This is a genomic window from Butyrivibrio sp. LC3010, from assembly GCF_000424385.1.
GTDB lineage: Bacteria > Bacillota > Clostridia > Lachnospirales > Lachnospiraceae > Butyrivibrio.
Map to the genome: position 1 here is coordinate 93,645 of NZ_AUJU01000004.1, position 19,436 is coordinate 113,080.

Sequence of the window (19,436 nt, forward strand, 5' to 3'; positions counted from 1 at the left end):
AAGCATATAGTCGAGTTAATATAAAACAGCTACACTAGGGGGCTAAGTACTCTACTACAAGCAAGACAAGAGTTTGTATAATCTGAATAAGTATTCTACAAAAGAGAAAGGACTCCGCGTAAACGGAGTCCTTATTGTTATCTATTGCTATACTAAAAATCAATCATCTTCATCTTCGTCATCGATGTCATCATAAGAGGTTGCTTTTGCGCCGCGAGACTTGAAGAATGAAGCAAGCTTCTTGGCACGACTTGTTGAAGTAGCATAAACTTTAACGTTCTTTACGTTCTTGAAAGCGTTCTTTCCAACAGCGCTCTTCTTAGTGATTTTTGTAGATGTTGTTTTGAAAGTTTTAAGATTCTTGCAGTTGTAGAATGCCTTTTTACCAATTTTCTTGATATCGGGATCCTGAATCTGGATAGTCTTTAATTTTGTGCAGCCGCTGAAGCAGGACTCAGGAATTTCGGTAATATCAGAATCATTGATCTGAACCCATGTAAGATTCTTTCTGCCATTAAAGGCACCGGCCTGAATACCCTTGGTTCTGTAATAAGCGCCATCAGGAGCAGTAATGTTTGCCTGAATAACGATTTTCTTAGCGTCGTCCTTGCAGCCAACTACGATAACTTCGCCGGCTTTGTCTTCACTTGTTCCTGTAGGAACTTTGGTTACCTTGTACATAACGGACTTAGCAAGTTCGCCATTACCTGAGCTCTTCTCATTGTAGAACTCATGACCTTTCTCGTAAAACTCGTCCTTTGCGCTGGCCTTCACACCTACTGTAACGGTAACTGCCATGGCTAATGCCATAAGCGCCAATCCTAACTTTTTATTCCCCTTCATAAATATAAATCTCCTTTCTCTTTTAGAAAAATTTTACTAATATTTTTTAATTATAGCACAAATTCACAGATAACAATGCTCACAAAATGTAATTTTATGGCACTAATCAGATGTAAGAGCTATAATATAGACAGAATGTTTTGTTGGAGGGGAATTTATGCACAGAGAAAGTGGAATTCTTATGCCAATTTTTTCGTTGGCATCTAATTTTGGCATTGGTTGTTTTTCAAAAGAAGCGTATGATTTTGTGGATTTTCTGCAAAAGGCTTACCAAGGGTATTGGCAGATACTTCCTATAGGACCTACCGGTTTTGGAAACTCACCTTATCAGCCGATTTCAGCATTTGCAGGTAATCCATATTTTATATCTCTTGAAGGACTCATAGAAGACGGAATTCTGACCTGGGATGATATAAATGGAGTAGATTTCGGGAACGATATCGAGCGCGTTGATTATGGAAAGTTATATGAGAACCGCCAGCCTATTCTAAAAAAAGCATACGAGAATTTCCTGCAAAAAGGTGAACTGAAGGAATTCAAAGAGTATCAGAAAGAGCAAAAATACTGGCTGGAAGATTATGCTCTGTATGTTGCAATAAAGGAAGATCAGGGTGGAAAATCCTGGCTTGAATGGCCAAAGGAGTTAAAACAGAGAGATTCAAAGGCTCTTGAAAAAGCAAAAAAAGAGTTCAAGGATGAAATTGAATTTATCTTCTTTGAGCAGTTTAAGTTTGACGAGCAGTGGAGAAAGCTTCATAAATATGCTGCAAAGCATGGCGTCAAAATAATAGGAGATTTGCCTTTTTATGTTGCCATGGACAGCGCAGACAGCTGGTCACATCCTGAAGTATTTAAAATGGACAAGGATCTTACACCAAAGTCTGTAGCAGGCTGTCCTCCTGATGCTTTTTCAGCAGACGGACAGCTTTGGGGCAATCCTGTTTATGACTGGGAGGCTCTCAAAAAGAATGGCTATTCCTGGTGGGTTCGCAGGATTGAGAGAAATTATGAATGGTTTGATGTTATTCGTATCGATCATTTTCATGGTTTTGCTGAGTATTACGAGGTTCCTTACGGTGATGAAACTGCCAAAAACGGAAAACAGATGAAAGGACCCGGAATGGATCTTTTCAGAGCTCTTGAGAAAAAACTTGGGAAGTTGAATATGATAGCTGAAGATCTTGGGAATACCACAGAGGAAAACATGAAGCTCCTTGCGGATTCAGGATTCCCCGGAATGAAGGTACTTCAGTATGGCTTTACCAGCTGGGACAGCATGTATGTTAATCACCGCCATATCAACAACTGTGTGGTTTATACAGGAACGCATGACAATACTCCAACCTTTGCGTGGGTACAGGAAATATCCGAAGGTGAACGTGATTTTACAAGAAGGTATATTAATTCTATAAATACCGATTACGGAGCTTTTGTCTGGGATATTATCAGAGAGGCCTACAGATCAGTAGCAGATTTATGCATAGTGCCTTTGCAGGATTATCTTTGCAAGGGAAGAGAGGCGAGAATTAACACACCGGGAACCTCTGAAGAAAACTGGCAGTGGAGACTTACACCTAATTATCTGTCTGAAGATCTTGCAAACAGCATAAGACTGATGACTGAGACATACAGCAGAGTACCACTTCCGCCTAAGGCTGATGACTGAGACCTACAGCAGATTACCACTTCCGCCTAAGGCTGAAGCTACTGAGTAAAACAAAAATAGCTCGCACTCGACGCGATAATATCGAGCCAAGTGCGGGCTTTTTATATTGTATAAATTTGGTATTTTTTAGCCATTTTCTTGCTGCATTTAAGTATGAGGTGCGTTCCTTTTTCAGTATATTCAGTCTCTGAAACTTCAGAACGCGAAGTGATGTCAAAAAGTGCAGCACCATCAGAGTAGGGAATTACAAATTCGCAATCTATTTTCTCACCTTCCAAGGTATGCTCAATAAGAGTAGTCAGTTCATCAAGTCCTATAGCATTTTCTGCGGACATATAAATCCTATCGTCACGGACATGGGGAATCTTCATGGCGGTGTGCTCTGAGTTCCCGACAACCAGATCAGCCTTGTTGAACACATATATTATAGGTATCTGAGAAGCGCCTATATCTCGCAGAGTCTTCTCTGTGACTTCGATATGAGTCATATAATCCGGATCTGAAAAATCAATAACCTCAAGCAGGAGATCAGCATATATGGCTTCCTGAAGCGTGGACCTGAAGGCTTTTACCAGCGTTGTCGGAAGTTCATTGATAAAACCGACGGTGTCAGATAAGAGAAACGGTCTGTGGCCCGGAAGATCTATTCTTCTTACTGTGGTATCAAGGGTCGCAAAAAGCATATCCTTCTGCATGACTTTTTTATTTTCTTTTTCCTCAATATGGCTTGCATCAAGAAATGAATTGAGAAGAGTGGACTTACCTGCATTCGTGTAGCCAACTAATGAAATGCGTGGGATGTCTGAATTCATTCGTTTTGATCTCTGAGTATCCCTTTCACGTTCTATGGTTTCAAGCTCTCTTCTGAGTTCTGCACATCGCTGTTCGATTCGGCGTCTGTCCAGCTCAAGCTTCTTTTCGCCGGCACCCTTATTGGAGAGTCTGCCGCTGCCGCCACCCTGACGGCTTAGTTCTGTTCTCATACCTGCAAGTCTTGGCAGCATAAACTGAAGCTGTGCATATTCAACCTGCATGCGGGCTTCTCTGGTTCTGGCTCTTTTCGCAAAAATCTGTAAAATGAGTCCGGTGCGGTCGATGACTTCAGTATCAAGGATTCTCTCAAGATTTCTTAGCTGAATAGGAGAGAGGGTATCACCGAAAATAATGATATCTGCATCAAGCATGCTGATGAGGTTTTTCAGCTCCTCAACCTTACCGCTTCCAATGAAAGTTGCATGGTCAGGATGAGGAAGTGTCTGTGTGATCGTCATAGCAGGTTCAAGGTCACAAGCCTTAGTAAGAGCAGAAAGCTCACTCATGGAGCGGTCAAAGGAACCGGTGTCTCTGTCACTTGTTGAAAGCCCCACCAGGATGGCCTTGGGAATTCCTGTATATTCTGTTGTATCATAAGTTGTAGTATTGTTCATATAAATTTTGTCTTATCCTTTTTGAATCGCGAGAATCCTGAAGAAACGAGCTTATTCGAATCTTTCAAGTAAGGCCAAAACCAAATTTTGACCCATACATCATTATATATGTTCCTGAATTGGTAATTCAACATTTAGAATCAGCACAAAGATATCTCTGTTATGAAATAATAAGAACATGCCGATATAGAAAATGGAATATAGTGTCATCTTGCTTAGATATAATTACAGAAGCATGCAATGGCTGGGGCTTTCACAGGGTGCATCGTCAACACAACAAATAATAAGAGGTTACATCTATGTCATATGATTTATCTTCTTCAATGAATAAACTTACGGATCTGTATCTTGATAACGCAGGGCGCGGTAGCAGGCAGGGCAGTACTTTATCGCTTGGAAAAGGAAACCGAAAAGATATAATCGACTCCATAACAAACCAGCTCAGTCGTGGGGAGGAGCTTAAGGGTAAGTTTGGAAAAGAATTTGATGAGGTTTATGACTCAATGCAGGCTATGCGTACTCTTGATCAGGTAATGAGGCAGAGCTATGACATGAATCATAAAGATGATTACAAGAAAACTAATGTTAAGGATGCACATTCTGCAATGACCTTCTCAAAAGGTAGTAGCAGAATAATGGATATGCTTACAACGCAGGTTGCTTCAGAGATGGATGAGAAAGTAAATAAGGCCATCAAAGATGGCCTAGGAAATTAGTTTCTATTACTAAAAAATTCTCTGACTGCCATAAGGATAAAGCCCAGTTCATTTTTTGCCTGAAAATCTGAATCCTCTTTGTGCCAGTTCTGGGGCGGAATCTTCAGAACTCCTTCCTTGGACAGAAGAGTTTCTTTTGATAATCCTGCGCCTAAAATATCATCCATAGGACTTCCTTCAATAATAACGGAGTCTCCGGTAGACATTAAAGCTTCGGCAAAGGCTTTATCTGACAGATATTTTCCCACATTACAGTTGAATATGATTTCACGGTAGCACTTTTTCCAGACTACTTCGTCGAAATTTCTGATCTCTGAACCGAGCTTTTGGCATAGAGCAGGATCAGGCTCATTCATGATTTTTGCATAGGTATTAAAATCATTGAAAAGAAGAGCTTTTTCAGCTGCTATGTACTGCTGGGCTGTGAGGTATTTCCTGCCATTGATAAATATCGGATCGCCCTGATACCAGAGTGAAAACTGGCAGAATTCATAGGTTTTTTCTGCAAGATAAAAGCACACATAGGTGTGGGGATTGCCATTTGAAACTTCATCGATAAGCCAGTCTATATGATATTTGTTGTAAAGGGCAATAGGAAAATCCGGCGGTGTCTCGGGAAGCGCAATCTCCGGAATGCTCTGAGTATCAGCTGAAGAGATTATTGAGTTACTGTTGGTGGCACTACAGATTCCTTCTGAGTTTTGAAGGTTATCTGAAGCATTTGTATCACCTGCAGAAGAAACAGGTTCCGCACTGAATCTGTTTTCGGAAGTCTCATCCGCGCTGTTTTCTCCATCATCCTTCTGAGAAGTCTCATCCGCAGCGGTTCCTGCACCATTCTCCAGGGAAGCTTCATCTTCACCATTTTCGGAGAATAATTCATCAGTCTCATCTACATCTTTAGAAGCATTTTTTCTTCCTTTTCTTGAAGGCTTCTTCTTAGGCTCTGCCTTTTTGACCAGCTCAACATTTTTTAACTCTTCAGAGAAAGCATTGAATCCAAGGTCATCCTGAAGGACGAAACATATATCGTCAAAGGAATCGGGATGATTTGCAACAAAAGCAGAGACTGTAGCTACGGCGAGCTTAGCAGCCTTATCCATGGGATAGCCATATTCACCTGTTGATATTGGAGGAAAAGCGATTTTTCTGATGTAGTTGTCAGAGGCTAATTTGAGAGCACTGGTATAGCATGAGGCAAGAAGCTGAGCCTCACCGGCTATACCGCCCATCCAGATAGGGCCTACAGAATGGATAACATATTCGGATGGAAGATTATAACCAAGAGTAAGCTTTGAATCTCCGGTTTCACAGCCGTTTAATTTGCGGCATTCTGTCTTAAGCTGAGGACCGGCAACACGGTGAATCATACCATCGAGACCGCCGCCGCCAAGCAGACTGTTGTTAGCAGGATTAACTATAGCATCGAAGCCTGTGACCTTTGTTATGTCATCTTTAATCGCGCGAATCATGTTGTCCCCCTTCTGTAGCCATCATAGTCTGAAAAGAATTACTGATAATTTACAGCCTTATTTATCGCATCCTGTGCTATAGCTTCAACTACGAGACCAAGACCGATAAGCTGAAGAATGATGAAAAGAATAGAGTTGCTTGAACTCTGCTCACCTTTTATCTGATCAACCTTCTCGCCGAGCTTAAATGCCCAGTACCAGCTATAAATTCCGCAAGTAACGATTGAAAGTAAAAATGCTACTACACCGGAAGTCTCATGTTGACGATTGCACAAAACATTGGTCTCATCTGTAAGAACAATGAACCAGTAAATATTGTAAATACCACAGGTTATAAGAGAGAAAATTATAGCAAGAGCTATACTTCTGCCTGTTATACCGGGATTGGGATTGTAGTAGGGATACTGCTGGAAACCGTTTGGATCACCATTTTGATAATTAAATCCGGTTGGATTGCCATTTTGATAATTGAAACCGCCATTTTGGCTATCATTCTGATAATTGAATCCTTGAGGATTCCCCTGATTACCATTGTAAGTATTATTAGGGTCAAAACCAAAAGGACCATTCTGAGGTGCCTGGTTTTGAGCATCATTATCCGGCACAAGCTTTGCACCGCAGTTAGTACAAAAATTTGTTGAATCCGGATTCTCTGTTCCGCAATTAGGACAAAACATTTTTTCATCTCCTCCTTAAAATTGTTTGTTCTATCTGATTATATCATAATTTAGTGTATAATTATCTCAAAGTCATGAATTTCTGAAGATAGCGAAATCCATGCTCTGAAAGAATATAGAGCCTGGTACCGTTAAGGAATGCGGAGCATGATTGGGTAACGGTACTGCCAGCAGACCGGTCTGAGTCAGATAAAAACCATTGTTTATAGATGAAGAGGGGGGTAACTTATGCCAATTCTTGGAGCTTTTATGGTACCACATCCGCCAATTATCCTGCCGGAAGTAGGAAGAGGTGAGGAGAAGAAAATAAGTAACGTTACTGAGGCTTATGAAAAAGTTGCTGATGAAATAGCGTCTCTAAAGCCGGAAACTATAATTATTTCAAGTCCTCACAGCGTCATGTATGCTGATTATTTTCACATTTCTCCGGGGAAAAATGCCTATGGTGATATGGGGAGGTTTCAGGCTGAGGAAGTGAGCTTTGATGCTGAGTATGATGAGGAGTTTGTGAAGAAAATTTCCCGGATTGCTGAGATGGGCGGACCCGATTTTTATGAAAAGTCAGATAGAACAAAAATGGGACAGAGTGGACCCGATTTTCATGAAAAGTCAAATGGAAACCAAAAGGGACAGGGCGGACTGTCAATTCATGAATTTCCTGCAGGAACTCTCGGGGAGAGGGATCCTTCCCTGGATCACGGAACGTTAATTCCGCTTTATTTCATTTGTAAAAAATATACTGATTTTAAGCTTGTAAGAATCGGGCTGTCAGGGCTTCCTCTTGCGCTTCATTATCAGATGGGTCAGATTATTCAGAAGGCAGTTGAAGAAACCGGAAGAAGAGTTGTTTATGTGGCAAGTGGAGACCTTGCGCATAAAATGAAAGAAGAAGGTCCATATGGCTTTGCTCCCGAGGCTCCTGAGTATGATAAGCGAATCATGGAGGTGTGTGGCAGTGGAGAGTTTAAAAACCTTTTTGACTTTGACGAAAGCTTTTGTGAAAAAGCCGCAGAATGTGGGCATAAGTCATTTGTGATGATGGCAGGAGCTTTGGACGGACTTAGTGTAAAGGCTAAAGCCTTGGTTCATGAGGCTACCTTTGGAGTAGGCTATGGAATCTGTACCTTTGAAGTTGGCGGTCCTGATGATAGCAGGCATTTTCTGGATGAATGGAGAAAAGAGAAACTGTCTGAACTTAGAGAGAGGCAAAAAGATGAGGATCCCTATGTTAGCCTTGCAAGATTTTCTCTTGAAAGCTACATAAGTGCAGGGAAAACCTATCATGTGAAGGATTTAAGGGGAACTTATTATGAAAATCTGCCACAGGAAATGCTGACTCAGACAGCAGGCGCTTTTGTATCAATTCATAAAAATGGCGCTCTCCGCGGATGTATTGGAACAATACTTCCTACCTGCGAATGTGTTGCAGAGGAGATACTGCAAAACGCCATAAGTGCAGCAACCAATGACCCGAGATTTCCCATGATAACAAGAGAAGAACTTCCCTGGCTTGAAATAAGTGTGGATGTTCTTGATAAACCCGAACCCATATCTTCGCCTGATGATCTTGATGTTAAGAGGTATGGAGTTATAGTGACTTCCGGGCACAAGAGAGGACTGCTTCTTCCAAATCTTGACGGAGTTGATGATGTAATCCAGCAGATAAACATCGCCTGTCAGAAGGCAGGAATTCCCAAGGGAGAGGAGATAAGCCTTGAGAGATTTGAAGTGGTAAGACATTTATAATATATGAAAAAAGACTTCAATGCAGTATGTACGTTGCATTGAAGTCTTTCTTTATCTTATTTGAAGAAGTCTATATCTGCGCTAAGCTTCTCGGAAATTTGCTTAAGCTTGTCAGCAGATCCTGCAAGAGTAGTAACTGTTGCAGAAAGCTCCTGCATGGAGGCTCCGGTTTCTTCTGAGGATGCAGCATTCTCTTCAGATATGGCTGATAGTGCACTCATGGTATCAACAACAGCATTTTTGGAGTTATCACAGGTCTCAGCGCCATTTGATATGAGTTTAACTCCGCTAACCGTATTACTGATATCTTCGAGCATTCCGTTAACGGCAGCAAGAGTTTCACCAAGCGCTATCTGCTGGTCATTGTTGCCCTGCTTGACATCTGCGGCGGCTGCTACTGCAGCATTAGATTGCGAAAGAAGCTGTTCCATCTCAAGCTTTATGTCATCTGCCATCTGCTTGGAATCTTCAGCAAGCTTTCCGATTTCTTCAGCTACAACAGCAAATCCTTTTCCTGCTTCGCCGGCTCTTGCAGCCTCGATAGACGCATTAAGGGATAGAAGGTTGGTTTGGGTTGCAATGGATGTAATACCTTCAACTTTTTCGCTGATAGTATTAACAGCATCCTTCGTAGCCTGGATTGTTTGTGAAATATCGTCGATTTTTGTTGTCATCTCAGTTGAAGAGTTCTGCAGAGAACGCAACGAATTACTGGATATTTCGGAAGCTTCCTTCATTTTGCCTGCGATATCTGAAAGATCATCTGAGGATGTCCGAACATCAGCTATAGCTTCTCCGATTCTGCCAACATTTTCAGTAGCGGATTGTATCTCATCAGCCTGCTGTGTAGCACCGGAAGCAATCTCCTGAACAGCATTTGAAACATCCTCCGCTGTCTGAGAAATCTGGTTAGCGGTATCAGCAAGGTCTACTGATGAACCATTGACTGCAACTGCAGATTCTTTGATACTTGTTACAATTTTGCCAAGTACACTCAAAACTGAATTTGTATTTCCTATCATCTCACCAAATTCATCCTTGCGATCTGTGTACTTGTTAATTGTAAGGAACTGACCATCTGCAAGATGATGAAGGGCTTTATTTACTTCTTGCATAGGACCGGTGAAGGATTTCGCCATGGCAAATGACATAAATATAGCAATAATTGTCATGATAACAGCTATGATGATTACTACTATTGCACTTCTGTATGCGGACGACATTACAGCATCATAATTAGAAGAAACGATTACAACCCAGTTTGTCAGTGGATCTTTGTAATAAGAAACGATCTGTTTTTCACTTCCCTTATCATCGGAAATATATGTTCCTTCACCATTCTGACTGGCTAATGTGAAGAATTTTCTATCACTTCTGTTATCTTCAGGATCGTCCGGACCTATTTCGTAGTCAGAGTGTGCAATGACTATTCCTTTTGAGTCTGTTATAAACGCGCGCTGAGACTGCTCGATATTATTTTTAAGCAGACTATGAAGAGTTGATAGATCATAACTTCTCTGAGCTGTGCCTATAGGAGTTTTGTAATCGTCATCATAAACAGGAACTACAGGAATTATTATTCGGCTGCCTGTTGCTTTGGATATAACCATATCGGAGATAACTGACTGACCTGCAATAGCACTCTTAAAATAGTCTCTGTCGCTGATGTTGGAAAGAGCTCCATCACCTGTTCTTGCAAGCTGATCACCGGTTGATGCAGTAATAACTATGCTATTGCCATCGTTATATGGGACGTTGAGATTATCCAAAAATGAAATCATTCTGGCTTTGTCTTCATCCGTGAGGGCGTCAGCTTTTTTCACAAATTCAATCGTGTACGGAGAGCTTGCTGCAGACTCAAGAGTTCTTAGCTGCTGATAAAGATTATCAGAGAATGCGCTGGCAACAATTTCTGCCTGCTTAACATTAATGGTCTCAGCATCAGTTTTGGCTTTTTCTATCGAATTTAGAAAGCTGATCGTTATAGATATTAATAGTGGGATAACAACTATTAATACCATGGACAGAATAAGCTTGAATTTCACCCCTTGAGTAGTTTTTACATTGCTTTTGGTTTCGGTTAGAACAGTATTATTATCCATAGTACCTCCTAATAATAACGATTATACGTATAACAAAAGAGTTAATAAATAATGTAACCTTATGACGCAATTAACACTTGCATGATTATTTATTATACTTCCTAAATAGTATAAATTTATTATATAAAGAGGTATTTAATAAAGAATTAAGGCTTTCTTTATTTATTCGTGTAAAGAAGTCGCCAGAGGAACATAATTGCATGTTCATCTGGCGACAACCGCGTTGTATTTGACTTAGTTTGACATCGTAATAACAGCAATTCCCCCTGCAGGTAAAATCAGCTTATCACCTTCCAGCGTGGCTTCATCAGTTCCCGTTGAAAGGGTAGCAGAGAGGGTTCTGAAACCTTCAGTGGCAGCATCCTTACTAAGATCAATCTCTATAGATTCATCTCCATTGTTTAGCGCAAGGAGTACCTTGGAATCTTTGATAGTATCATCCAGTTTATCTGAGGCATCTTTGATCCACAGAACATTCCTGTCTCCTGAAAGACTTTCAATCAGACTGCATTTTCCTCTTGCAATTGCAGGAAAAGTGTTCCTTAGACTAATTGCCTTTTTATAATAATTATAGATAGAATCAGGGTCATCTTTCTGATCTTCCAATGATCCGTAAGGCATTTCAAACTTATCCATATTGGCAGGACCCTTGGTCATTCCGGTTGAACCTTCGGAAGCCCATTGCATGGGAGCACGCTTGTTTTCATCCTGACCTGAACCCTTCATGCCAAGCTCTTCACCATAATATATGAAGGCATTACCGCTCATCAAAAGATTGAGTGCACCTGAGAGCTTAATGCTGTTCTTTGCATTTTTGCCTGTATAATAACCTGCACTTCTTGCCATGTCATGGTTTGTGTAAAAGGGCGCGTTAACATAGTTCTCATTGTAAGAAGAGTAAAGCTCATCCTCATCAATCTGTGACTGAACATATCTTATGGGAGTCATCTTGCCCTTGGCACATTTTGCAATTAAACCTTCACTTCCTGAAAAATCAAAGTCGAAGAGAGAATCGATACCGCTTGCATAATACTTTGAATAACTGCTGGATGAAGTCCATGCTTCGCCAACAATATAAGCGTCAGGATTTATATCTTTAACTGCCTTAACGAAAGTGCCAAGTTCCTTAGTGCTTTCACCGATATTCTCGGTTGTAAACGAGGTGACAGCATCCATTCTAAAGCCGTCGCAACCAAGATCCAGCCAGAATTTTGCGTAATCAGCAAACTCCTTCTGAACAGAAGCATTATCGAGATTAAGGTCAGGCATCTCTGACCAGAACTGGCATTCATAGTAATAGTCTGTGCCTTCAAGCTTGTTATAGCCCTTATCTGCTTTATCAGTAAAATGATAATAATCTATATAAGGACAATCCTGTGGATTCGGAGCTTCTCCCGAAGGCAGGTTCTGAAGATATTTTTTTGCCTCCAAAAACCATGGGTGAGAAGATGAAGTGTGATTCATAACAGTATCATTTATCACGCGTATTCCACGCTTATGGGCTTCCTCCACAAGCTTCTTATAATCATCGAGGGTTCCATATTCCGGATCCACATTTAAATAATCTGTAACATCATACTTATGATAAGTTGTTGATGGACAAATAGGCATTAACCAGATCTCATTACACCCAAGATCGTCGGTAGTTGATGGATCACCATCATTTATGTAATCAAGTTTTTCGGTCACACCATTAAGGTCACCAATACCATCGCCGTCACTGTCATAAAATGAATATACAAAAATTTCATAGGTTGTTCTGTAAAAATCATCGATCACCGGAATCTCCGGTGCCTTTTTACTAGCGCATCCGGAAAGCGCAGTGCACATAAAAAAACTTGCAAGAATGCAGGAAATAATTTTGTTTTCCATAACTCCTCCTCAGCTATAAAAAATTTTTAGTTTAATCAATTTTACTATTTGAAAAAATTAAAAAAAACTGTTTACAACATTTTTTCGCTATGCTATAATTTCTTTCGTTGGCGACAGAAAACGTCAAGGATAGGGGAATCATACAATGGCTAGTATTGCGGTCTCCAAAACCGTTCATGCGGGTTCGAATCCTGCTTCCCCTGCTAGCTACAGGCTCGATATCAATTGATATCGAGCCTTTTTTCTATTAGTTTTCTGTTAGATTTCCATATTCTTAAATTTATTTTCCTATTTACATTCAAGAAGTCGTAAGATGAAACGCTTGCATACAATATTCTTTAGTAAAATCCAGTCGTGCTTTAAAAAATAACAAGAATTTATTGGCAAAAAGTGATAAAAAGTCAGCATCTTTTGATAAGCGTACTGTCAGAATTTACAGAATAATTAGAAGTGCAACTGTGTGCAAATTGGGGAATTGCACAATAACACTTTATTTTTAAGGAGGTTTAGGAAAGGTATGCACAAAAAGAAGTTGGGGTTGTCATCGTTACTTATGGCAGGAATGCTGACTGTTTCAACTGTCGGAACTGGTACGCTGCAAGCTTATGCAGCTGAGGAAGTACCGGCAGTTGAAGGAGCAGCTGAAGCAGAGAATGCCGATTCAACTGAACAGGGGAAAGAAGGTGAAGAAGCAGGAACTGCTGAGAATGTAAATCCGGAGGCTGAACAAGCTGCAGAAGGAACTGAGCCAAATGGGGAAACAGGTTCAGAAGATGAAAAAGCAAAAGAAGAATCTACAGAAAAGCCAGAAGAAAAAACTGGAGAAGAATCTGCAGAAAAAGCTGTAGAAGAATCTGCAGAAAAAACCGGAGAAAAATCAGCGGAAGAAGCAGAACAAAAGTCTGAAGAAAAGCCTGTGGAAGAAGCTGCAGAAAAGGTTGAAGAAAAAACAGTGGAAGAAGTTGCAGAAAAGTCCGCAGATGAACAGGGAGCAGCGCAGGAAGAAAAAGCTCCTGAAGTAACAGAGGATAAACAGGGCAAGGAGTCAGAGGAAACAGCTCCTGTAACCGAAAGTGAAACTGGTGAAAAGGCTGACAATGCTGAGAATGAAGAAGTAAAAGAGTATGAAGTAAGTGAGAATGCTCCGGAATTTTACGGTAGATGGAATAATAGCAGAACTGCAAAGGGTAGATTAGAATTTGCAGCACAGTATGATGAGCTCGTCTATGATATTGGAGAAGCTATTCCTACTGAACAAATCAAAAATGTCACCATCAAAGTAAAAGATCAGGGTGGTAAAATGGCCCTTAAACTGTACGATGGAGATATGAATGAGAAATTAGCAGATTATAACGCTACAGGAAAAGATGAATATGTTATTTCACCTAATTACGATGGATCAGTAAGATACATTGGAATTATGGCTATGGAGCCGAATGATACTGATGATAGTTATAAAACACCATATGGAATAACTGTTAATGAAATCACTGTTGATAAAGAAGAGGCTGAAGCTGACAAATTTGAGCAGACACTTTCCTTCAAAGGTGATGACCTTAAGTTCGTTGAAAGCTGGGGAGATACTGCTGTAGAAGGCACAGAACTTGAATTTGAGCAGGCATGGCGCGAGTACAGACTTGATCTTGGAAAGACAATTCCCGGAGGAGATGTAAAGTCAGTAACCTTTAAGTTTACCGAGCCTACCAAGACTCTTGGCCTTAAGGTATATGGTGGTTTTGATGAAGATGGCAAGCACAAGGAACTAAAGGCTGACTATGGCAAAAGTGGAAAGACAAGCTACACTATGTATCCCGGTGTATCTAAAGATGTTGATGCGGTAGCTATTATGGCTATGAGCGAGCAGACTTATCCATTTACCTGCAATGTTGAGGAGATTCAGGTGGTAATCGATACAACTCCCGCAGAATTAAGGCCTCAGGCTGGAGTTGAGAATGAAATTGTTGATCTTCGTGATCCGGTTACAGCTCTTTTAGGCGATGACTTTATCATTGGTACAGCAGCAAGCTATGATGAGTTTGGCGACGAGCTTGATATGCAGCTTGCTTACAAGCACTTTAACGGTGTAACACTTGGTAATGAGCTTAAGCCTGATGCAATGATTAAGAAAGGTGCAGAGATTACAACAGTTGAGCTTAATGGAGAAGATGTTCCATTCCCTGTACTTGATTATTCAACTCCGGAAAGCCGTCTTGATAAATTTGTTGAATGGAATGAGAAGAATCCTGATAAGCAGATAAAAATCAGAGGTCATGTACTTGTATGGCACTCACAGACACCTGAATTCTTTTTCCATGAAGACTATGATGAAAGCAAGCCTTTGGTAACTCCTGAAGTTATGAACAAACGTCTGGAGATCTATATTAGAAGCGTTGCAAAGCATTTCACAGCAGAAGGAAGTAAATATGCCGGAATGTTCTATGGCTGGGACGTTGTAAATGAAGCTGTAAGCGATGGAACAGGTACTTATAGAAACGGCAGTGAGAACTCATCCTGGTGGAGAGTATATAATTCTCCTGAATTTATACAGAATGCGTTCGTGTATGCTAATAGATACATGCCTGCCGATATAAGGCTTTTCTACAATGACTATAATGAAACTGTTTCAAGTAAAGTTGGCGGTATATGTGAACTTCTCAGAGCAGTTAAAGCTACTCCCGGAGCCAGAATTGATGGTATGGGTATGCAGGCTCATTATCAGATAGATGCAGCGCAGCCTTCTGTTTCACAGATTAAGGATGCAGCTAAGAGATATGCTGAGATAGTTGATGAAGTTCAGATAACAGAGCTTGATTTTAAGGGTGCATCAAGTGCAACTGATTCAAGGCTTGCACAGAGATATAAAGATGTATATGACACAATCAGAAGACTTAGAGATGAAGGCGTTAACTTCACCGGAATGACAATCTGGGGAATTACAGATAAACATTCATGGTTACAGACTGCCAATAACAATGGTGGCGGCTCAAATGGAAATGCAAAACAGTATCCGCTTCTTTTTGATGATTACTACAAGGCTAAGGATTGCTTCTATGTAATCGCAAATGCAGGTGAGCTTGAACCTGAGATAAAGAATATCACATTGGTTCAGAAACTTAGTGATGATTTTACAGCAGGAGAGACCTACGAATTTGGTAAGGGTGACAGCAAAGCTACATTCGTTCCGATGTGGAAGGATGGAGAAATTGATGTAAAGGTAACAGTTGCAGATGCTACAGTTGATGAAAATGATAGCTTTACAATTTTTACAGATGACGGATCAGAAATTAAACCTGTAACAGTTAATCGTACAGATGCTGAAAGCACTGAAAACGGTTATGAAAAGGTGGTTGCTATCGATGTTAATGCAGAGGCACTTTCTTCAAATAAGGTAAAAATGGATGTTATCTTCACTGATGGTGATCAGACTTTTGCATTTGGAGATACAACACTGAAGCAGAGTGAGTCCAGCAAGTACTTTGCAACTACACTGGTTAAGCCTCTTTTCGTAGTAAATAAAGGTACTGTTGTAGTAGATGGTGATCCTACAGATGATGCATGGGCTAACGCTAAAGATGTGCAGCTCACAATTGATACAGGTGTAAAATCAAGGGCAAGCGCTAAGATCCTTTGGGATAATGAGAATCTCTATGTTCTTGCCAAGGTGACAGATTCAGATCTGAACAAAGATAATAGTAATGCATGGGAGCAGGATTCAGTTGAATTCTTCATTGATGAGAATAATGGCAAGACCAATTCTTATCAGGAGGATGATAAGCAGTACAGAATAAACTATGAGAACACACCGAGCTTTAATGGTACAAAGTGTGTCGCTGACAATGTAAACTCTGCAGCTGCTGCAACAGCTGATGGATATGTGATTGAGGCTGCATTCAAGTGGACAGATATTGAGCCTGCAAATGGAACAAAGGTTGGATTTGATCTTCAGCTTAATGATGCAGATAGCACAGGAAGCAGAATAGGAACACTCAACTGGGCAGATAATTCAGGACAGGGCTATGCATCTACAGCAGGATTTGGAACTATACTTCTTACAGAAGATGTTGCTGAAGTAGACAAGCCTGAGACACCAGGTGAAGACGAGCCTGAAACACCAAAGGAAGACAAGCCTGCAACTCCAAAGGATAACAAGCCTGCAACTCCAAAGGATAACAAGCCTGTAACACCCAAGGATAACAAGCCTGTAACTCCTAAGAATAACAACCAGGGAAATAACGCTCAGAAAAATAATAACGGTAATGGTAACGGAGCAGCAAAGACAGATAAAAATACAAAACCTGCACCTGCTGTTAAGTCAGTGTTAATTGAGACAAATGTTCCTGAGGGAAAAACTTTTGTCTACAATGGTAATGAGCAGACTGGTGTTACAGAGGGAGAAGGATTCACTCTTACCGGTAATAAAGCAGTAAATGCAGGTACTTATACAGCAACTGCAACATTAAAGGATGGTTATACCTGGAGTGATGGCAGCAAGGATGCAAAGACAATTTCATGGACAATCAAAAAGGCTGAGAATACTGTTTCCTTAAAGGGAAAGACAATCAAAGTAAAACAGTCTAAGGTTAAAAAGAAAACCCTCAAGTATTCAGCAAGCAAAGCAGTAAATGTTGATGCTGCACAGGGAGATGTTACTTACGAGAAGATAAGTGGAAATAAGAAAATCAAGGTTAATTCCAAAACCGGAAAGATAACTGTCAAGAAGGGTCTTAAGAAGGGAACCTATAAAGTAAAGGTTAAGATAACGACAGCAGGAAATGAGAACTATGAGGCTCATGAAGAGGAAGTTCTTTTCAAGGTTAAGGTAAATAAATAATCACCTTACTTATTTCAAAGTAATTTATATTAGCTGATATTACAGCCCACAGTACTAATTGCAGGGGCGTATAGCACAAGAAATGAAAAGAGGGACTTTGTACAAAAATGGTACAAAGTCCCTTTTCAAAACTGATCAGGCAATAATGAAATACCGGTTGATTGGTACGCTGATTTTTTGCCATATTATCATCATGCCGGTTTGCCGGATTATCGCTTCTTCTTTTTGTTTTTTTCAAATGCAAGGGGCCTGAATATGGTCATTCGCCCGGTCCAGCCAAGGACCCTCGTTATTATAATTCCTACAAAAGCTCCGCTGCTGTCGATAATGACATCGCGTCTTTGAGGAGTTCTGCCTGCGATAAAAGACTGGTGGTACTCATCAAGTGCCGCGTAGCCAACGCAGATAAGCCCCGCAATAATTACAAGAGGAAATCCCCTTAGTCCATATACATATAATGGGAAGGCAACAGTTATTGCCAGCAGAAGATACTCTGAAAAGTGCGCAAGCTTTCTTATATAAAACTGATATGTGGTGCTAAGCTCTGAAATATGTGACTGTGACCATCCCTTGTCCAGCATCTCATTTGTCATGGTGAGAACTTCAATTCCGACTTTGTAGCTTAGCTGCGAGCTTGTATCTGCATCCTGTCCCGAAAAGTTGAAGATAAGGCACATCATTACTATAGCCGGTAAGAAAGACATGGGCTTTAATACAAATCGTAAAGTTTGCTTTATATATAGAAGAAAATATTTCATTTTAAATCTCCGTTTTCATAATTATTTTGTTTTAAATCTGAACAGATCACTTGGAAAAGTTTCCTACTAACCTGCTATGTACAAATCTTTTAGCAACAAGTATAACCCAAAAACAATTATTGAACAAATTGCCATCTATACATTTTTCTTTCTTATGTTATAATTCTTTGAGATAAGTTCCGTAGATTTAGACGTTATGTGAAGGCGAGGGGCTAGCATATGTTTGAAGGAAAAGATGGCGAAAACAGTGTAGAAGATATTATCTCAAGATATAAGGATGATGTTGCAAGTCTTGTACCGTATATGACCTGGCTTAAGGAACATACCAAGCAGCAGGTCGCTGAGAGCTATTCTGGCAGTGATTTAAAAAAATCAATGCCATTTCCTGCATATGATTCCAATTTGCTTAGTTTTGTAAAGCAGGCTCAGCAGACCAAGATGATGAACCGTAATTATACATATGTTTATACCAGGAATCATATTGCGAATTACAAGGATGAACTTTTGTTTATAAATGATGCTGAGATCACTGATATGGATGATCTTGCAGGAATTCTCTCGAAGTATATACTTGAAGGTCAGACTAAAGGAACTGTTTGGGCAGAGGGTGTTTACACCGGAGTACTGTACCAGCTTGTATATAAGATGGATGATCTGATTCATTTTTGGGGAACAATGTCTTATTAATTAAGTATTTTCAGGAGTGTTTTGAATGAGTGAGAAATCTACTCAGAAAAGAAAATACATTCTGGAAAAAGCCCGTGAGGTTTTTGCAGATAAGGGATTTAAGGATGTCACCATGAAGGATATCGTGGAATCTTGTGATATCAGTCGTGGAGGGCTTTATCTTTATTTTTCATCTACAGAAGAAATCTTTCTGGCGATATTATCTGAATTGTCGGATGATGAAGACGATGATTCTATTTCACAGGCATTTGATAATGATATGGCAGCAGCAGATATGCTTGCTCTTTTCTTAAAAGAGCAGAAAAAGGAAATACTTCGAAAGAAGAATAGCCTTGTATTAGCTTCCTATGAATATTTTTCTACTGTTGAAGTTACACCTTCTGATAATCCTCTTCGCAAGCAGTTCGATGCAGGTGTTCAGATTGTTCAGACATTAATTGAAAATGGTGTTAGACAGGGAGAATTTCTCTGCGCTGATCCGTACGGATGTGCCCGCAACCTTATGTATGTGGTTGAGGGTCTAAAAGTATCCGCAAAAACTATTGGTGTTAGCGAGGCCGCGGTTGACCGCGAATTGCTATATATATTGGAGGGCTTAGTGCCGATTGATAATTAATGCTTCAAGATTTTTTTCTTGGA

The 19,436-nt window shown here is 40.3% G+C and carries 13 protein-coding genes, 1 tRNA gene and 1 pseudogene; 7 read left to right on the forward strand and 8 right to left on the reverse strand.

All coding sequences use genetic code 11. The features are described 5' to 3' along the window. Positions 1–159: 159 nt before the first annotated feature. Entirely contained in the window at positions 160–843 is a 684-nt protein-coding gene (locus tag G622_RS0104415) for a leucine-rich repeat protein (RefSeq protein WP_026509685.1), read from the reverse strand. A 157-nt stretch (positions 844–1,000) separates the two neighbouring features. Between G622_RS0104415 and malQ the strand changes: the two genes are divergently transcribed. Next, complete coding sequence (gene malQ, locus G622_RS0104420) at positions 1,001–2,509, forward strand: 4-alpha-glucanotransferase (protein WP_026509686.1); 1,509 nt, start codon at positions 1,001–1,003, stop codon at positions 2,507–2,509. A 101-nt stretch (positions 2,510–2,610) separates the two neighbouring features. Here the strand turns inward: malQ and hflX are convergent, their stop codons facing one another. Further along, the gene (gene hflX, locus G622_RS0104425) at positions 2,611–3,936 is read right to left on the reverse strand and encodes a GTPase HflX (protein ID WP_044957108.1); all 1,326 of its coding nucleotides are present in this window, start codon (positions 3,934–3,936) and stop codon (positions 2,611–2,613) included. A 299-nt stretch (positions 3,937–4,235) separates the two neighbouring features. Here hflX and G622_RS0104430 point away from each other — a divergent pair, with 299 nt between their 5' ends. Continuing rightward, positions 4,236–4,652 carry a hypothetical protein gene (locus tag G622_RS0104430; RefSeq protein ID WP_026509688.1) on the forward strand — a complete coding sequence of 139 codons (417 nt, stop codon included), beginning with the start codon at positions 4,236–4,238 and terminating at the stop codon, positions 4,650–4,652. On the opposite strand, the gene G622_RS26980 is transcribed toward G622_RS0104430, so the two are convergent. From G622_RS26980 to G622_RS25170, 3 genes and pseudogenes are all read right to left on the reverse strand, one after another. Next, the gene (locus tag G622_RS26980) at positions 4,649–5,173 is read right to left on the reverse strand and encodes an NADAR family protein (RefSeq protein ID WP_242832955.1); all 525 of its coding nucleotides are present in this window, start codon (positions 5,171–5,173) and stop codon (positions 4,649–4,651) included. The two genes, G622_RS0104430 and G622_RS26980, sit on opposite strands and share 4 nt — an antisense overlap. 450 nt (positions 5,174–5,623) lie before the next feature. Then, positions 5,624–6,124: pseudogene (locus tag G622_RS26985) on the reverse strand (macro domain-containing protein); the annotation flags it as partial. A gap of 38 nt (positions 6,125–6,162) precedes the next feature. After that, complete coding sequence (locus G622_RS25170) at positions 6,163–6,801, reverse strand: DUF4234 domain-containing protein (protein ID WP_081675176.1); 639 nt, start codon at positions 6,799–6,801, stop codon at positions 6,163–6,165. 228 nt (positions 6,802–7,029) lie between these two features. Between G622_RS25170 and amrA the strand changes: the two genes are divergently transcribed. Continuing rightward, the gene (gene amrA / locus G622_RS0104445) at positions 7,030–8,547 is read left to right on the forward strand and encodes an AmmeMemoRadiSam system protein A (RefSeq protein WP_026509690.1); all 1,518 of its coding nucleotides are present in this window, start codon (positions 7,030–7,032) and stop codon (positions 8,545–8,547) included. Between the two features lie 56 nt (positions 8,548–8,603). Here the strand turns inward: amrA and G622_RS0104450 are convergent, their stop codons facing one another. Together G622_RS0104450 and G622_RS21595 are read right to left on the reverse strand one after the other, a co-directional pair. Beyond that, complete coding sequence (locus G622_RS0104450; protein WP_026509691.1) at positions 8,604–10,649, reverse strand: methyl-accepting chemotaxis protein; 2,046 nt, start codon at positions 10,647–10,649, stop codon at positions 8,604–8,606. Between the two features lie 234 nt (positions 10,650–10,883). After that, positions 10,884–12,521, reverse strand: a complete 1,638-nt coding sequence (locus G622_RS21595) for an alpha-amylase family glycosyl hydrolase (RefSeq protein ID WP_049945677.1) — start codon at positions 12,519–12,521, stop codon at positions 10,884–10,886. A gap of 131 nt (positions 12,522–12,652) precedes the next feature. On the opposite strand from G622_RS21595, the gene G622_RS0104460 reads away from it, so the two are divergent. After that, positions 12,653–12,724: transfer RNA gene (locus G622_RS0104460), tRNA-Trp, on the forward strand. Positions 12,725–13,038: 314 nt separating this feature from the next. Beyond that, entirely contained in the window at positions 13,039–17,352 is a 4,314-nt protein-coding gene (locus G622_RS0104465) for an endo-1,4-beta-xylanase (RefSeq protein ID WP_026509692.1), read from the forward strand. 209 nt (positions 17,353–17,561) lie between these two features. Here the strand turns inward: G622_RS0104465 and G622_RS0104470 are convergent, their stop codons facing one another. Next, complete coding sequence (locus G622_RS0104470; protein WP_049945678.1) at positions 17,562–18,110, reverse strand: VanZ family protein; 549 nt, start codon at positions 18,108–18,110, stop codon at positions 17,562–17,564. A 219-nt stretch (positions 18,111–18,329) separates the two neighbouring features. On the opposite strand from G622_RS0104470, the gene G622_RS0104475 reads away from it, so the two are divergent. Both G622_RS0104475 and G622_RS0104480 read left to right on the forward strand, forming a co-directional pair. Then, a complete protein-coding gene (locus tag G622_RS0104475) occupies positions 18,330–18,797 on the forward strand; it encodes a hypothetical protein (RefSeq protein WP_026509694.1) in 468 nt (155 codons plus the stop codon). A gap of 25 nt (positions 18,798–18,822) precedes the next feature. Beyond that, positions 18,823–19,413, forward strand: coding sequence for a TetR/AcrR family transcriptional regulator (locus G622_RS0104480; protein WP_026509695.1), 591 nt, complete (start codon positions 18,823–18,825; stop codon positions 19,411–19,413). The last annotated feature ends 23 nt before the right edge of the window (positions 19,414–19,436 follow it).

Coding starts and splice junctions, on each gene's coding strand:
- G622_RS0104480 (WP_026509695.1), top strand. CDS start 18,823: ATGAGTGAGAAATCTACTCAGAAAAGAAAATACATTCTGGAAAAAGCC.
- G622_RS0104470 (WP_049945678.1), bottom strand. CDS start 18,110: ATGAAATATTTTCTTCTATATATAAAGCAAACTTTACGATTTGTATTA.
- G622_RS25170 (WP_081675176.1), bottom strand. CDS start 6,801: ATGTTTTGTCCTAATTGCGGAACAGAGAATCCGGATTCAACAAATTTT.
- G622_RS0104430 (WP_026509688.1), top strand. CDS start 4,236: ATGTCATATGATTTATCTTCTTCAATGAATAAACTTACGGATCTGTAT.
- amrA (WP_026509690.1), top strand. CDS start 7,030: ATGCCAATTCTTGGAGCTTTTATGGTACCACATCCGCCAATTATCCTG.
- G622_RS0104415 (WP_026509685.1), bottom strand. CDS start 843: ATGAAGGGGAATAAAAAGTTAGGATTGGCGCTTATGGCATTAGCCATG.
- hflX (WP_044957108.1), bottom strand. CDS start 3,936: ATGAACAATACTACAACTTATGATACAACAGAATATACAGGAATTCCC.
- G622_RS0104475 (WP_026509694.1), top strand. CDS start 18,330: ATGTTTGAAGGAAAAGATGGCGAAAACAGTGTAGAAGATATTATCTCA.
- G622_RS0104450 (WP_026509691.1), bottom strand. CDS start 10,649: ATGGATAATAATACTGTTCTAACCGAAACCAAAAGCAATGTAAAAACT.
- G622_RS0104465 (WP_026509692.1), top strand. CDS start 13,039: ATGCACAAAAAGAAGTTGGGGTTGTCATCGTTACTTATGGCAGGAATG.
- malQ (WP_026509686.1), top strand. CDS start 1,001: ATGCACAGAGAAAGTGGAATTCTTATGCCAATTTTTTCGTTGGCATCT.
- G622_RS21595 (WP_049945677.1), bottom strand. CDS start 12,521: ATGGAAAACAAAATTATTTCCTGCATTCTTGCAAGTTTTTTTATGTGC.